The sequence below is a fragment of the Staphylococcus sp. GW823-FHT05F06 genome (assembly GCF_058795495.1).
Genome location: NZ_JBXAHW010000001.1, coordinates 1 through 16075, shown reverse-complemented (window position 1 = coordinate 16075; position 16075 = coordinate 1). Strand labels below are relative to the sequence as shown.

Genomic DNA, 16075 nt, shown 5'->3' with positions numbered 1-16075 from the left:
CATTCTCCTTAATATAGTGATGTATCCAGTTTCTTATCTGCGAATTTATTAATAATGACGACAGCGATAAGTCCTATCACACCCTGTAATAGACTAATCGCAATTGCGTAACTGAAATCGCCTTGCTCAATACCAGTACGAATCACAAATGTATCCAGTATTTCTGAAACGTTAGCGTTACCTGGTGTTTTGAGTAGGTAAATTTGATCGAACCCTGCTTTTAAAATATCGCCTAGAGAAATGATGAATAAAATAACAATTGTTGGTGTTAACATAGGTAAGGTAATATGTATAATTTGTTTGAAACGATTCGCGCCATCAATCGCAGCTGATTCATAAATTTCAGGATTAATACTCATAATTGCTGCAAAATAAATAATGGAATCCCACCCTACATTCTTCCATATATAACTAGAAAACATGATGGTGTGGAAATACTCAGGGTTCATCATAAAGTAAGTCGACCCGTCGCCACCAAATTGATGGATCAGTTGATTCATAAGTCCATCATCTGGAGCGAGTAATTTCTTGAAAATACTGATAACTACAACCCAAGATAAAAAATGAGGGATGTAAAGTACGCCTTGAAATAAACCTCTGATCTTACCTAATTTAGAATCTTTAATTTCGTTAAACATAATGGCTAAAATAATTGGAAATGGTAGAGCTAAAATCAATTTCATGCCACTTATAATTAGCGTATTCATAATAATTTGAATACATCGAGGGTCAGAGAAAAAGCGTTTAAAATAGTATAGCCCTTTCCAATCACCGCCGATGATACCAGTATCGAAGCGGAAATCTTTGAATGCCAGAACAAGACTTGTCATTGGAATATAGTTGAAAATCAAGAAAAAGAGTAAACAAGGTAAAATCATTAAGTAAAGTACTTTGTGTTCCCACATTCTTTTTAACAAAGGTTTTTGATGAGCGGATTGAAGGCTTTGTTTTTTGTTTTTACTCATGATAAAACCTCCTCTTGTACTCTTTCGCCTGAATCAGAATCGAAAAAGTGTGCATCTTCCGTTTTTATACCGAAGGAAACTGTTTGTCCTAATTCAAAATCCAAATTACTATCTACAGCTGCTATGATTTTATGCTCATTGTGATGACAGTGAAGTAATTTGTATGAACCAGTTAACTCAACTAAGTCTACAGTGAATTGAGAAAGTTGGATTGGATAATTACTTATTTCGTTATCATTAACAAGATGTAAGTCTTCAGGTCGTATACCAAGTCTGTATTGTGCATGCGATGCAAGTTGAAGTAATGTAGCATCAGCCACTTTTTGTCCATCGAAGTACCAAGCATCCATGTTGTAGGTCATTGGAACCATATTCATTGATGGGCTACCAATGAAAGTGGCAACAAATTCATTGACAGGATGACGATAAATTTCTTCAGGCGTACCAATTTGTTGTATTTCGCCTTGTTTTAATATGACGATACGTGATGCCATTGTCATAGCTTCAGTTTGGTCGTGTGTCACGTAAATCGTTGTTGCTTTCATTTGTTTATGTATTTTTATAATTTCGCTTCTCATGTTACTTCGTAATTTAGCATCTAAATTAGAAAGTGGTTCATCCATGAGAAAGATTTGAGCTTCTCTAACGATAGCTCGACCAAGTGCCACACGTTGACGTTGTCCTCCAGATAAGGCTTTAGGTTTACGGTCGAGGAGGTTTTCAATTTCTAATATTTGAGCTGCATGTTGAATTTTTTCGTCATAAATTTTCTTCTTGATTCCTCGCATTTTTAAGCCGAAAGCTAAATTTTTATAAACTGTCATATGTGGATATAATGCATAGTTTTGAAAGACCATAGCAATCTTACGATCTTTAGGTTGTAAATCGTTGATTACTTTATCGTTGATACTAATTGTCCCTTTGCTCACATCTTCAAGTCCTGCAATCATACGTAACGTTGTTGATTTCCCACATCCCGAAGGTCCTACAAATACTACAAATTCATTGTCCTCAATATCTAAATTGAAATCTTTAACTGCGTAACTACCATTGTCGTAAACTTTGTTTAAATCCTTGATTTGTATCATGTCTTTGCTCCTTTGAAGATTTAATCACAAGTTCAGTATAAGTAATCGCTATTAAAGTAAACTTTTTTCAAATTTAAGTTTTCGTAAATCAAAATTTTTTGTTTGTAATTTTTCAAAAAACAAAAGACTTAAAACATTTATAAGACAACATTTTAAGTCTTTTATTAACAAAAATGAAAACAAAGAAATTAATATAAGATAAATATTATTAACATTGAGCTTACAAACAATATTTATTTAAAAACGCCGATTTGAATATACTAAATAAACCACTAAAATCATTGTTTACTCACAATCATTTCAGTGGTTTGGTCAATACCTATTTAATTTAAAATTCCAACCGCGCTTCTTTATACAGCGAGTTGTTTTTTCAATATTAACGTTGATAAAACAATGCAGAATACACCACCAATAATGCCGGCAATAATATCTGTAGGGTAATGAACGCCTAGATACACTCTAGAAGTTGATATTAATAAAATGAAAAGTGCGCATAAACCGATTAACACGCCTTTAGAGATACCCGAATCATGACGGTTTATTACATATATAGCGCTTCCAAAGAATGAAGTTGAGCCCATAGCATGACCGCTTGGAAAACTAAAGCCTGAAATGTCAATTAAACGCAATAATGTTGGACGTTCCCTATCAAAGATATTCTTTAATAGTGGATTGAGTGTACTAGATAAGCTCATTACTATTACAAAGAATAATGTCTCAATCTTGAAACGTTTTAGCATAAGGTAAGCAACTAATAATAAGGATAGCGCAACCATTGCCCAAACTTCACCAATTTTTGTTACACCTAACATAATAGATGTGGTAATGAAACTTTCAGATGAATAAATAAATTCATATACTTCGTTATCTATCCATTTTCCAAGCCTTGATTCATGAAAAAAAGCTATTATACCAAAAATAAGTGTAAAAACAATAAGCAATGAAATGCGTTTCCATCGATTCATTATAGGTGCCCCCTACTTGTTTAATGCATCATGAATAATTTTATCAAATAAATCTTCTTTCGTGTAACTCTCTTGATATGTTTCCATTTGTTTAATAATAGATTCACGATGTAATTCAATATCATTTAATTCTTGCAATAAGTTAACTTCTGTAAGTTGATCTTCAGGAATATGACGACCATAACCCTTAGATTCAAAGTTTTTAGCATTATCAATTTGATCTCCTCTTGATTGATCAAGTCCTAAGGGGATGAGTAACATCGGTATACGTAGCGATAAAAATTCATAAATTGCGTTAGAACCTGCACGACTTACAACAGTATCAGTGATTGCTAATAAATCAGTTAAGTCGTCTTTAACAAATTCAAATTGAACATACCCTTTTTTATTGATTGAGTCATCAACAAGTCCTTTTCCAGTTAAGTGTATAATTTGATAATCATGGAGAAGTGCCTCAATATTTTGACGAATGATATTATTAAGTTTTTTACTACCTAAACTTCCTCCCATGACTAATAACACTTTTTTATTTTTATCAAAATCAGTGAGTTGATATCCTCTTTCTTTATTCCCTTGTTTTAAGTCCTCACGTACAGTAGCCCCAACAAAATCAGCTTTATCTTTTGGAAGATATGTAAGTGTATCTTCAAAGGTTGTGTATATTTTCTTAGCAAATTTTAAAGAAATTTTATTAGCTAATCCAGGAGTTAAATCTGATTCGTGTATGATAGTTGGAATTTTTAAAGAACGTGCGGCTATAACTACCGGAACACTAACAAAACCACCTTTTGAAAAAAGTAAGTCTGGTTTTTGTTTTTTAAGTATTTTACGTGCATCTAAAATTCCTTTCAAAACTTTAAAGACATCTTTTGCATTTTCAAAAGATAGATAACGACGTAATTTACCGCTTGATATTGGATAATATTGAATATCAGGGAGTTGTGACTCTATCATTTCCCTTTCAATACCATGTTTTGAACCAATATAAAATGCTTCGTGTCCTTTTTCAATCGAAGTAGGAATTAAACTTAAATTCACTGAAACGTGTCCTACTGTTCCTCCACCTGTATATGCAATTTTTGTCATAATTACAACCTCTATTCTTATATGTTTTTATAATATGCATAAAAAGGTGCCCCTCTATCAAAAGGATGATAATCTATCTCTATCTCATCAACTTTAGTAAAACCAAACTTTTCAAATAATCCTTGAGCAGGTTTATTGAGGGCAAATGTATCTGTTAAAATGACATGAATATCATGTTCATTTGCTAAGTCAATGGCAAATTGGAAAAGTTCAGTCGCAGCACCTTTATATTGTTTTGATCCAGCTAATCTGTGAATAACGTATGCCCCATTTCGATTAACAGGCCAATCAATGTCATCATACCACTCCGATTGATTTTGGTCGATAACAATAAAACCATAAATTGTATGATCAACGTCTAAAACATATAGTGTTTTATTTTCGATGTCTTCTTCAAAATGCTCTTTCGCGGGATATTCATCATCCCATTGGTTGTTGTTGAATTCTTCCATAATCTGTTTAGCCTCTTTGACTAATTGAGTAATACTAAGTAAATCATTTTTAGTTGCTAATCTAATCATCTTACTAAAACACCTCTTTTTTAGAATTTTAACGAGTGGTAACAATAAATTTAAATCATATTGATACTTTTAAGACTCAATCAATTAACGAAAATCTGAAAAAGTTAAGAAATGATTGGGATTATACCTTAATAGGAATAACTTTTTATTAAAGTTGTATTTCTAACTAATCAGAATTATCAGATATGATTAAGAGCCTGTACATATACTATATGTCTCAGGCTCTTAATTCAAACGTGAATGGTTATTAAATTTAAGGAATCCAACCCTTTAAGTATGAAATTACACTTAAAGGGTTGAATACATTATTTTTGTTTAACGATTTACTCGCAAGTTTATTTTAGTTTGTTTAGTAAATCGTTTAAAACAGTATCTTTTTTATTCGCTTTTTCAACTAGTTTTTCAGTAAATTTATCATTTGTTTTTTTATCAAAATTGCCATTAACTTTTAAATTATTGTCTTGTTGAAATGTTTTAATAGCAGATTCTAATTGTTCGTCAAATATGTTTGTTTCGTTATCAATTGGATAACCTAAAGCTTTTAGACCTATTTTCATCGTTTTAACATTTTTATCTTTTTCACCTTGATGATAAGTTTTGTTATCTGGAATGACATTGAGTGATTGGTATTTTGGTGTTGAGATACTAACATCTGGTCTAATTCCTTTACCATGAATATAATGGCCATCAGGCGTTAGCCATTTCATCTCTGTATATTTAATTAATGAACCATCACTAAATTCACGAGTGGTCTGAACGATACCTTTACCAAATGTTTTAGAACCGTAAACTTTAGCTTTATGATAGTCTTTCATAGCACCTGTAAACACTTCTGAAGCACTAGCTGATCCCTCATTAACTAAGATGGATACTTTCATATCTTTTGCTTGTTTTAGTGCTTGATTAGAAGTTTTTAATTCTTCCTTATCCTTACCTTTTTCTAATTGAACGACAGTATTTCCCTTATCAATAAAGATGTTAGCCATCTTGACTGCCTCATCTAATAACCCCCCCGGATTATTTCTCAAATCTAAAATGATATGACGGATGCCTTGCTTATGCGCTTTGATGATTGCAGATTTGAGTTCACCAGAAGTATTGCTTTGGAATTTATTGATTGTTAGTACGCCTACATTGCCTTTCTTCTCATACTCTACACTCTTAACGTGAATGGTATCGCGTTTAATCTTAATATCCTTTTCTTGCGAACCACGTTTTATAGTTAAAGTAACATATGTTCCTTTTTTACCGCGGACCATTTTAACAACTTGATCAAGTGGTTTACCGACTACCGAATGATGATTCACTTGTGTGACGATATCTTTAGGTTGAATACCAGCTTTTTCTGCTGGTGAATCCTTCATTGGACTAGTAACACTTATCTGTTCATTTTTCTTTTGCATTTCAGCACCTATGCCAACGAAATCACCTGATACACCTTCATTAAATTGTTTTGTTTCTTCAGCAGTCATATATTCTGAATATGGATCTTTAAGTTCTTTAACCATACCATCTATGGCAGATTGAGTTAATTTATCAGAACTTTGCTTTTTGTAATAATCTTTATTAAGTGTTTGATAGACATATTCAATTTTTTTTAAATTTGCACGTTGTTCTTTATTTAAACCACTTTTTTGATGGCTAATTAAAATTGTTGATACTACAGTAATGATGGATGTTAAAAGAATAATACCCAAAATAACGAGTATGAAATGCCATAATTTAATTTTTATATGCTTGCTATTCTTAGATGGTGTTGACTTTGTGTTATCATCTTGAGATGTTGCATGATTTTTTTGATGATCATTCATGGTATCACATCCTTATACGTTCATATTGAGTTATACAAAATATAAATTCATAGATTATATTCAAACTTAATCATTAACAAGTTATTTAGGAATGTTCATTCTGTATGTATTCGAGTATTTTTAATTATGATGTATGTAAGTGAAAATCGCATGAGGCTTGAGTAGTACATGCAAAAAATTAATATATTAAACGAATGTTTCATTGAGAAAACAGCGTAATTATTTTGTGTGCATCTAGCAGAAGTTATAATTAAAAAGTGTACAGTTTGAATCCCTTTACATTAAAACACCTGAGACATTGAGTCGTGTCCCAGGCTCTATCAATATTTATTAATGAAAAGAATTTAAAACTTCAACCATTCTGTATAGTCATCATATAAGTCATCAAATACAGACATTGGTAGGGTGAATTCGCTATGTGTCTCAATATATTCAGATAATGTATTAAAATCATCTTCGTGTTTTGGAAAGGCAAGGTCTTCAAAAATTTGCTCAGCAAAAACACCTTTATCGTCTTTTCTTCCGCGCACGGTCATAATAAATTGATAAAATGAATAATTCTTAACCATTAGCTTACTGTCACATCAATAACTTGTGTTTCCCCTTTAACTACTGCTTGTACGTCTTCAATATGAATTGATTCAGTTTGATCAGAGTTTGTAATAATAATAGGAGAAATAATAGATTTTGCATTATTATTAATATATTCTAAGTCAAAACGTATAAGTGGGTCACCTATTTTAATGTCATCTCCACTTTCAACAAGTACTTCAAACCCTTTTCCATCCAATTGAACGGTATCTAATCCGATATGAACTAATAACTCTAATCCATTTTCGGCTTTTAACCCTACGGCATGTTTCGTTGGAAAAACATTATCGACTTTGCCTTCAATCGGTGAAACAACTTCACCCTCTGTAGGATTAATACCAAAGCCTTCTCCCATCATTTTTTGCGCAAACACTGGATCAGGAATATCTTCAATTTTGACATACTCACCTGTCAAAGGTGCGTAGATTTTAATGTTTTTGTCAACTTCTTTAGCTTTTCCAAATAACTTTTTAAACATGTAAATGCACTCCTATTTTTTAAAATGTTTAATTAAATCTCCATATCCTAACTCTTCTAGTTTATCATAAGGTATAAACTGAATCGCAGCAGAGTTAATACAGTATCTTAAACCACCTTTTTCTTTAGGTCCGTCATTAAAAACATGCCCCAAGTGACTATTTGCTTTTTCTGATCGAACTTCAGTTCTAATCATACCAAATGATTTATCAACAAGTTCTACGATTTCATCATCATTTAATGCTTTGGAGAAACTTGGCCAACCGCAATTAGATTCAAATTTATCCTCTGAAGTAAATAATGGTTTGCCGGACAATTTATCAACGTAAATTCCTTTTTCAAAGTGATTCCAATACTCGTTTTGAAACGGAGGTTCAGTACCATTTTCTTGAGTGACTAGATACTCCATGTCATTCAGTTCTTCTTTGTTTTTTTTAATCATTTTGAGCCTCCCCAGTGTGATTCGATAAATGCTTTTCTACCAGATCCACGTTGGTATTGTTCATAATGCGTAGGATTCTTTTTGTAGTAATCTTGATGATATTCTTCTGCAGGATAGAAATTTTTATATGGTTTTATCGGTGTGATAACAGGTTTTTTAAAGATACCCTCTTCGTCAATTTGTTGTTTCTTTAACTCGGCAGCTTTGAGTTGATTCTCATCATGATAAAAAATGACAGGTTGATAGCTTTCACCTCTATCAAAGAACTGCCCTCCGTCATCAGTTGGGTCAAATGTTTTAAAGTAAACGTCTAAGATATTTTCAAATGTTGTAATATTAGGGTCATATTCAATTTGTACAGCTTCCACATGTCCTGTTTGATTTGTGCATACCTGTTCGTATGTTGGATTTTCTACATGTCCTCCACTATATCCGGAAACGACTGATTTTATTCCAGGATATGAGGTGAAGGGTTTAACCATGCACCAAAAACAACCTCCAGCTAGTGTCGCATATGCCATGTTATATTCCCTCCTTAAGTTATCTGTTTGTTTAAATTTACGCTATATTGTCGGGAATTTAAAGTATTTAACTCAGAATCATTCATGTGATTTTGTGACAACTTAGTTCAACGTATCTCTCAATACCACAAGTCCAATTGCACCTTGTCCAGTGTGTGTAGAAATCACTGGAGTTGTTACATTAATATCAAATTGGCTAAAATCAAATGACTCTGTAAATGATTTTATGATTTTATCAACGAAATCTTTAACGTTGGCGTGAGCAATACCTATTGATTTAATTTTATGATCTTTAACAAAATCTGTAATTTCTTTTTTTAAATATTGCACACTAGAGTTTTGAGTTCTAGAATTATGCACTAGTTCAAGTTTACCATCTCTTAAAGTTCCGATTGGCTTAATTTTCATAATGTTTCCAATTAAACCTTTTGTTTTACTTATCCTTCCACCTTTAATGAGTTGATTAAGCTGACCGATAACCACAAACAGTTGCAAGTTATCACGTAACTGTGTCATTTCCTTCACTATTTCTTCTGTTGATGTACCTTGACTTATTAATTCAACAATTTGCTTAATTTGATAACCTAACCCAAACGAAATAGATTTAGAATCAATCACTGTGATATTGCCATCTACCATATGGCTCGCTTGAACAGCAGTATTATAAGTACCACTTAAGCCTGACGAAAGATGAATACTTATAATTTCAACGTCATCTTGAGCTAATTGCTCATATGTTTCAATAAATCGACCAATAGGTGGTTGACTTGTTTTGACGTCTGCATCATTTTCAATATGATCGATATACTCACTTGAAGAGATATCAACTTGATCAGTGTAAGATTTCCCGTCGATTGTCAGGCTTAATGGTATAACATGAATGTTATGTTGTTTTAAATATTCATGTGATAAATCAGAGGTTGAATCTGTGACGATAATTTGTTTAGCCATAATTGCCTCCTATTTCCCTTTTCTACGCACTAAATGTAAGAATGTATGCGGTATAGTATTTTTTTCATCTAGTTGACCTTCTACTGAAGATTCGACTTCCCAGTTTTCGAATGTGTATGGTGGAAAGAATGTGTCTCCTTGAAACTTTCCATCTATTACTGTGATATACATATCATCTACCTGGTCAATCATTGCCTCGAATAACGTTTGTCCTCCAAATATAAAAACATGACCAGATAACTCTTTAATTTCATCAAGAGAGTTTATAACATCTACCCCTTCATGGTGAAATGAAGCTTGGTTAGTGAGTACGACGTTACGTCTATTTGGCAATGGTTTCCCTATAGAATTAAAAGTTTTCCGTCCCATTACAAGTGTATTCCCAGTGGTCAGTTGTTTAACATGCTTTAAATCATTTGGTAAGTGCCAAGGTAATTGATTTTGGTACCCAATGACTCTTTGTTTATCGTGAGCGACAATTATTGATAATGTCATGGTATACCTCCTTTCTGTATGCGAAATATTAATGCATCTTTTTATACCGCAATAGGTGCTTTAATAGCAGGGTGTGATTCATAATTTATCAATTCTAAATCTTCATAATTAATATCAAAAATTGATTTATCTGTATTAATTTTTAATTGAGGTGGTAGATAACTATCTCTTGATAATTGTGTATGTATTGCATCCATATGATTGGAATAAATATGTGCATCTCCAAATGTATGAATGAATTCACCCACCTCAAGTCCACATTCTTTTGCAACAAGATGTGTCAGTAAAGCATAACTTGCAATATTGAAAGGAACACCTAAAAATATATCAGCACTTCTTTGATATAATTGACAATTTAATTTACCCTCTTGTACGTAAAATTGAAACATTGTGTGGCAAGGTGGTAATGCCATTGAATCGATTTCAGTAGGATTCCATGCTGAAACAATGTGACGTCGAGAGTTTGGATTGGTTTTAATTTGTTGTATAACTGATTTTAATTGATCGTAATGATTCCCATTTTTATCTTCCCAATCTCTCCATTGTTTACCATAAACATTCCCTAAGTTGCCATATTTTTTAGCAAATGCATCATCGTTTAGAATACGTTCTTTAAATTTTTTCATTTCTTCTTTATACTGCTCGTTAAATTCAGGGTCTTGCTGGGAACGATGTCCAAAATCTGTCATGTCTGGTCCATGATAATCATCAGACTGAACATAATTTTCAAATGCCCATTCATTCCATATATTGTTATTATATTTAAGTAGGTATTGAATGTTTGTATCTCCTTTAATAAACCATAATAATTCAGTTGCTACTAATTTAAAAGAAACCTTTTTGGTTGTAAGTAAAGGAAACCCTTTGGTTAAATCGAAACGCAATTGATGCCCAAATTTGGAAATTGTCCCGGTATGTGTGCGATCATCGCGTCTATTCCCTATTTCTAATATCTCTTCGCATAAGCCATGATAAGCTTCGTCGAATGGATTATACATGCGTACAACTCCTTATAAAAATATGTATTATATTAATAAACATTATACTAGAAAAGATGTATCGATAGAAGAGAGAGGGTTTTGAGTTTATAAAATTTTAAACCTTTTATGTAAAATATCTCATATAAAACAAGTTAATAAACAGGAAGGTGTTGAATTGATTGTTCAATCTTGACAATATGAATTTGAGTTTTTCTTACATAATATTTTTAAAGATTCAATGGACTGTTGTTTTATAAAAAAACCGAGTCACAACAAATGTTGACTCGGGATTTTCAAATATGAAATGCAAGTAATTGTGAATGTTTTATTTCTATTGGAGTGAAAGAACTCCATCCTCCATGAAATATGTTTTATCACAAAAATGAGTTAAACGTTCATCATGAGTAACAATCACACATGTTTTATTTCTTTCTTTCGTTTGTTTTTGAAGTATTTTCATTACAGCCATTGCATTATTCGTATCTAGTGAAGCGGTAGGTTCATCTGCTAGTATGATTGATGGATTTGTGTAAATAGCTTTAGCTATTGCCACGCGCTGTTTTTGACCGCCAGATATTTGATTTGGTAATTGATTGGTAATATCCGATAAATTTAGCTGTTTAACCAACTTTTGGTATTCATCTTCACTTAATGTATCTTTTTTATATTTACCAAGAAGTTTGAATTGTTGTTCGATTGTTAAAAAAGGCACGAGATTCGTCGATTGTAATATAAAACCTATTTCGTTAATTCTTATTTGAGATAACTGTTTTTCAGATAATATTGATATATTTTTGTTATTGATGTAAATATTTCCTGACGTAGGTCTTTGTAAGGCGCCAGCCATAGTTAAAAATGTACTTTTCCCTGAACCTGAGGGTCCCACGATAGCAATCAGTTCCCCCTGAATTATTTTTAAATCGGTAGGTTTTACTGCCTGAATCATTTGATTGCCATCTCTGAAAGATTTGCTCACTTGTTTGAACTCTAACATGTTTATGATTCCTTTCTATCCAATTGCTTTAAGTGGATTTATTTTTATTATAGACAACACAGAAAATAGACTGCCTAATAAAGAAATAATGATAAGAACAATTCCATATATCAACATCGTTAATAAATTAAAATGAATTGGAACGACAGGCGGTAAAAATGTACCTGTTAATAGTGTTAAGAGAAATCCTATGATTGTTCCAATTAAAGATAATATGAAAGTTTGAGCAAAAACCATTTTTGCTAAATAGCAGTTGGTAAAGCCTTGTGCTTTAAGTACACCAAATAAGTGTGTTTTTTGGAGTGTTATAACATATAAGAATACGCCAATTACTGTTGCTGAAATTATAAATAAGAAAACGATCATAAAGTTCAAAGTTAAATTTTGAGCTTTATAGCCAGGAAGATTTTTAATAAACTGCGATATTGAAATGCTTTCTAAATCTTTGTTAAGTTTATGATTTTTCCAATTTGAGTCTTTGATTACTATAGCATTTGTTTTATCTTTTGATAATTTGGGATTAAGTTTCTCAATGGTTTGATTATTAGAGAATAGCACGGGTGAAGCATTATATTTAGCACTTTCTACAATACCTACCACTTTTAGCTTTTCGTCTGATTGAGATAAAGATAAGATGTCACCTATTTTGAACCCCTTATCAGCTAATGTTTGATCAATGACTATTTCATTTGAACTTTCAACTTGATGACCTTTAATTATAGGCGGAATTAAAAATGATTTGTGTGTAACGCCAAAAAGTAACGCGTTTTCTTCCCGATGATGGTTTGAGATAATAACTCCTTGTTGTTTTAATGTGGTTGATTTTTCATAAGTATTTTGTACTTTGGATATATTGAATAAGGATTGCTCTACGGTTTGATTAGCTTCTTTTTTTAATATGATAGCGTCTGCATTCCACTTTTCTATACCTTCAGTATTCATTTTAATAAGGCCGTTTGCAAGTCCTGACAGTAGGAATAATAAATAACTTATAAGTACTAATATGCCAATGACTAAACTGAATTTAATTTTATTTCTTTTTATTTCATTCCAAGCTAAAAACATGAATGATGCACCTCAATTTTTTACGTAATCGTTGGTAGAGAAAATAATCAAATAGAATTAGTTAAAGAACAACTATATTTAATATAAGTATGATTGTAATTGAAAATAAAAAATAGGACAGGATTCATGTTGAATCGACTGTCCCACTCTTGTGAATGATATTACTTTTAGTGATTCTTTGACATAGCTATCTTATTAGACAATATTAAGTTTATTGACAATTATCATCAAAAGCATCTTTTAAATCCATAGCTATATCATTGATGTCGCGCCCTTCAATATGTTCGCGAGGTATAAAATGAACTAAATGTTGACCTTTAAATAATGCGTATGAGGGACTTGAAGGAACTTGTTGGATGTAATCTCTCATTGTTTGTGTTGCTTCTTTATCTTGACCAGCAAATACAGTTACTTTATGATCTGGTTTTACTTCATTTTGCTCTGCAACTGCAACAGCTGCTGGACGTGCTAATCCTGCAGCACAACCGCATGTTGAGTTGATTACAACAAATGTTGTATCATCATTATCTATATTTTGCATATACTGATTGACGTCATCACTCGTTTCAAGACTTGTGAATCCATTGTCTGTTAATTCAGCTCTCATTTGTTGTGCAAGTTCTTTCATATAAGCTTCGTATCCATTCATCATAAAATGCTCCTCTACTAATAATTGTTTCTAATTGTACTATATAGAAAATTAATTGCTTTTAGCGAACGTGTTTTCAATTTGTGGTAATAATTCATTCCAGTTAGCGTTATCTTCTTTATCAATTGATATAAAATCCAAAACATAGAATATTGATTTAACACCTTCTATTTCAAATAATCGATTAATAAATTCAGGTTGACCTTCTTGAGCGGCAGTATATGTTGTAGATGAGTTATCTTGACGTGGTTCACTCAACGAAACTTTCATTGTATTATGATTAGGTGTTTCTGAAATTGCTATAATCTCCATGTGACATCCTCCTATTGTAACTCATTACCAATTTGTTTAATTTGTTTACCGACCGTACATTCATTTATACAAAAATGATGTGCTTGTGTTTTACCGTGAGTTTTTCTATTGTGCTTTTTTAATGGACATTGGTGACAATAAATATTCATCAATTGGTCGATGTGTTGAATTGCTTGTTGTTCTGTATTAGTGAGTATAGCTTTCACTTCCCTTAGCTATAGACTATTTATATTTATCCCCATTTCACATGTTTGTATTATAGCATTTATAAGTTGGGAATTTGAAATAATCAATTTTAGTTTTGAGAAAACTGATAACTTAGACGTTGGTTTAAGTTATTATTTATTTACTCTTCTTTTTTAGCATTGCATTAAAGATGAATTTTAAGTAAAATAGTATAGTTAATTTTGGCGGTTTCTAAACACCCGCTTTAACAAAATTTAGGAGGAAAGTTATATGTATAATGAAATATTTGGTATTGCGTCATTTATTGTTACATTCGCTTTAATGGTACTGATGTATCGCTGTTTTGGTAAACAAGGACTAATTGCTTGGGTAGCAATAGGAACGATTATCGCTAATATACAGGTCATAAAAGCGGTTCATATTTTTGGTATTACGGCTACACTTGGAAATGTCATGTTTGCTTCTATATATTTAGCTACTGATATATTAAATGACATCTATGGTCGTAAAGTTGCTAAAAGAGCGGTGTGGCTTGGTTTCTCTTCTACCTTAGTAATGATTATAGTCATGCAAATGTCATTGCATTTTATTCCTGCTCCAGTAGACAATGCGCAAAACTCATTAAAAATGATTTTTGATTTAGTTCCTAGAATTGCTATAGGTTCCATTATTGCTTATATCATAGGCCAACATATTGATGTATTTATATTCAGTATGATTAAAAAGATATTTAGCTCTGATAAGACCTTTTTTATTAGAGCATATGGTAGTACCATTTTAAGTTCTATCATTGATACCGGTTTATTTGTTTCAATTGCTTTTATTGGTACTATGCCTGGTACTGCTGTTTTTGAAATATTTATTACCACTTACTTGTTAAAACTAGTGTCAACTATTTTTAATGTACCATTTGGATATATCGCTAAGTCACTATATCGAAAAGGAAAGATAGAACAACTAGATAATGGGTATTGATATTTATTGTATCAGAAATATAGTTATACAAAAGCGAATCAGAGTTCCATGTGCTGAACTAGCTTCGAAATTCAATTTGGTTTGTCCGTAGAATTTTCGAGCGAAATTCTCAATGATAGGACCTACGACCAAAGTTAAATAAATCTTAATAAAAGGGCTAAATTTAGACATCAATGCCCTATTTGTTAGCAGAACCTGAAGTATATATGTTATCTTAGGTTCTGTTTGTTTTTGATTTAATTTTTAGTGCTTTGTCTTTTTAGTTTGATACAATAGAATAGATACATTTTAGTGAGTAGACAATTCTGAAGAGGAGTAAAAGTAATGGCTAAAATATATTTTGATGCTGCGACTAAAGGAAATCCCGGCCGAAGTGCTTGTGCGATTATTATTAAAGAAAATTCACAAAGATATACATTTACCCATGATTTAGGTAAAATGGATAATCATAGTGCAGAATGGGCAGCAATGTTACACGCTTTGGAACATGCACGCGAATTAAAAGTATCTAACGCGTTACTTTATACTGATTCAAAATTAATTGAAGATAGTATGATGCAAGGTAAAGTTAAAAATGCTAAGTTTAAAGTTTATTTTGAAAACATAGAAATCTTAGAGCAAAGTTTTGATTTGATGTTTGTGAGATGGATTCCACGAAAGCAAAATAAAGAAGCGAATCAACTTGCTCAACAAACACTATACAAACTTACATCACAATAATCTAAAGTGTTAATATGATATGTTACGTATTTAATTGTTTGTTCAACCTTACCAATAAGATTTCGGCTTTGAAAAGCTTATTATAATATGTTTGTACTGAATTATCGATGGTTAACAAAAAACAAGAGTTCGGGACATAAAGTATCTGGATAAGTGAAAAAAGACAATTTCTATTGAAATAATATAGAAATTGTCTTTTTTATAATTTTTTTGATTATTTTCAGCTCGTTGAGCTGTTACTTTTCTTATATTAAGTGCCATTAGCACAAATCCTAGTTCTC

20 protein-coding genes are annotated in these 16075 nt (G+C 31.7%); 2 read left to right on the top strand and 18 right to left on the bottom strand.

Features of this window, described 5'->3' with window-relative positions; translation table 11 throughout:
* Positions 1-8: 8 nt before the first annotated feature.
* The 18 genes from AC1Q7N_RS00100 to AC1Q7N_RS00015 form a co-directional block, all read right to left on the bottom strand.
* Positions 9-965: an ABC transporter permease gene (locus AC1Q7N_RS00100; RefSeq protein ID WP_001831280.1), complete on the bottom strand. Its 957-nt coding sequence runs from the start codon at positions 963-965 to the stop codon at positions 9-11.
* Positions 962-2053 carry an ABC transporter ATP-binding protein gene (locus AC1Q7N_RS00095; RefSeq protein WP_002456515.1) on the bottom strand — a complete coding sequence of 364 codons (1092 nt, stop codon included), beginning with the start codon at positions 2051-2053 and terminating at the stop codon, positions 962-964. The genes AC1Q7N_RS00100 and AC1Q7N_RS00095 overlap by 4 nt, the downstream gene beginning before the upstream one ends.
* Before the next feature lie 350 nt (positions 2054-2403).
* Entirely contained in the window at positions 2404-3018 is a 615-nt protein-coding gene (locus tag AC1Q7N_RS00090; RefSeq protein WP_001831017.1) for a phosphatase PAP2 family protein, read from the bottom strand.
* A 12-nt stretch (positions 3019-3030) separates the two neighbouring features.
* Entirely contained in the window at positions 3031-4104 is a 1074-nt protein-coding gene (gene murG / locus AC1Q7N_RS00085; protein ID WP_001831309.1) for an undecaprenyldiphospho-muramoylpentapeptide beta-N-acetylglucosaminyltransferase, read from the bottom strand.
* Positions 4105-4121: 17 nt separating this feature from the next.
* Entirely contained in the window at positions 4122-4625 is a 504-nt protein-coding gene (locus tag AC1Q7N_RS00080; protein ID WP_001831293.1) for a GNAT family N-acetyltransferase, read from the bottom strand.
* 335 nt (positions 4626-4960) lie between these two features.
* Entirely contained in the window at positions 4961-6436 is a 1476-nt protein-coding gene (locus AC1Q7N_RS00075) for a S41 family peptidase (RefSeq protein WP_001831212.1), read from the bottom strand.
* A 344-nt stretch (positions 6437-6780) separates the two neighbouring features.
* Positions 6781-7005: a YozE family protein gene (locus AC1Q7N_RS00070; RefSeq protein WP_001831241.1), complete on the bottom strand. Its 225-nt coding sequence runs from the start codon at positions 7003-7005 to the stop codon at positions 6781-6783.
* Complete coding sequence (locus AC1Q7N_RS00065) at positions 7005-7505, bottom strand: PTS sugar transporter subunit IIA (protein ID WP_001831133.1); 501 nt, start codon at positions 7503-7505, stop codon at positions 7005-7007. The genes AC1Q7N_RS00070 and AC1Q7N_RS00065 overlap by 1 nt, the downstream gene beginning before the upstream one ends.
* A 12-nt stretch (positions 7506-7517) precedes the next feature.
* Positions 7518-7946 carry a peptide-methionine (R)-S-oxide reductase MsrB gene (msrB, locus tag AC1Q7N_RS00060; protein WP_002439748.1) on the bottom strand — a complete coding sequence of 143 codons (429 nt, stop codon included), beginning with the start codon at positions 7944-7946 and terminating at the stop codon, positions 7518-7520.
* Entirely contained in the window at positions 7943-8467 is a 525-nt protein-coding gene (msrA, locus tag AC1Q7N_RS00055; protein WP_001831118.1) for a peptide-methionine (S)-S-oxide reductase MsrA, read from the bottom strand. Before msrA ends, msrB begins: the two co-directional genes overlap by 4 nt.
* Before the next feature lie 102 nt (positions 8468-8569).
* Positions 8570-9418 (bottom strand): fatty acid kinase binding subunit FakB2, encoded by an 849-nt coding sequence (fakB2, locus tag AC1Q7N_RS00050; RefSeq protein WP_001831247.1) that lies wholly within the window; start codon positions 9416-9418, stop codon positions 8570-8572.
* A gap of 9 nt (positions 9419-9427) precedes the next feature.
* Positions 9428-9913 (bottom strand): trimethoprim-sensitive dihydrofolate reductase DfrC, encoded by a 486-nt coding sequence (gene dfrC / locus AC1Q7N_RS00045; protein ID WP_001830952.1) that lies wholly within the window; start codon positions 9911-9913, stop codon positions 9428-9430.
* Positions 9914-9954: 41 nt separating this feature from the next.
* Positions 9955-10911: a thymidylate synthase gene (locus AC1Q7N_RS00040; RefSeq protein ID WP_000282655.1), complete on the bottom strand. Its 957-nt coding sequence runs from the start codon at positions 10909-10911 to the stop codon at positions 9955-9957.
* Between the two features lie 313 nt (positions 10912-11224).
* Positions 11225-11887 carry an ABC transporter ATP-binding protein gene (locus AC1Q7N_RS00035; RefSeq protein WP_001832777.1) on the bottom strand — a complete coding sequence of 221 codons (663 nt, stop codon included), beginning with the start codon at positions 11885-11887 and terminating at the stop codon, positions 11225-11227.
* Positions 11888-11902: 15 nt separating this feature from the next.
* Entirely contained in the window at positions 11903-12952 is a 1050-nt protein-coding gene (locus tag AC1Q7N_RS00030) for an ABC transporter permease (protein WP_001831083.1), read from the bottom strand.
* Positions 12953-13163: 211 nt separating this feature from the next.
* Entirely contained in the window at positions 13164-13601 is a 438-nt protein-coding gene (brxA, locus tag AC1Q7N_RS00025) for a bacilliredoxin BrxA (RefSeq protein WP_002457670.1), read from the bottom strand.
* Between the two features lie 51 nt (positions 13602-13652).
* Entirely contained in the window at positions 13653-13913 is a 261-nt protein-coding gene (locus AC1Q7N_RS00020; RefSeq protein ID WP_001831110.1) for a NifU N-terminal domain-containing protein, read from the bottom strand.
* Positions 13914-13924: 11 nt separating this feature from the next.
* Positions 13925-14119 carry a zinc-finger domain-containing protein gene (locus AC1Q7N_RS00015; protein ID WP_001831026.1) on the bottom strand — a complete coding sequence of 65 codons (195 nt, stop codon included), beginning with the start codon at positions 14117-14119 and terminating at the stop codon, positions 13925-13927.
* 250 nt (positions 14120-14369) lie between these two features.
* Here AC1Q7N_RS00015 and AC1Q7N_RS00010 point away from each other — a divergent pair, with 250 nt between their 5' ends.
* Together AC1Q7N_RS00010 and AC1Q7N_RS00005 are read left to right on the top strand one after the other, a co-directional pair.
* Positions 14370-15074, top strand: coding sequence for a queuosine precursor transporter (locus AC1Q7N_RS00010; protein WP_001831106.1), 705 nt, complete (start codon positions 14370-14372; stop codon positions 15072-15074).
* A 324-nt stretch (positions 15075-15398) separates the two neighbouring features.
* The gene (locus AC1Q7N_RS00005) at positions 15399-15794 is read left to right on the top strand and encodes a ribonuclease HI family protein (RefSeq protein WP_001831152.1); all 396 of its coding nucleotides are present in this window, start codon (positions 15399-15401) and stop codon (positions 15792-15794) included.
* Positions 15795-16075: the final 281 nt, after the last annotated feature.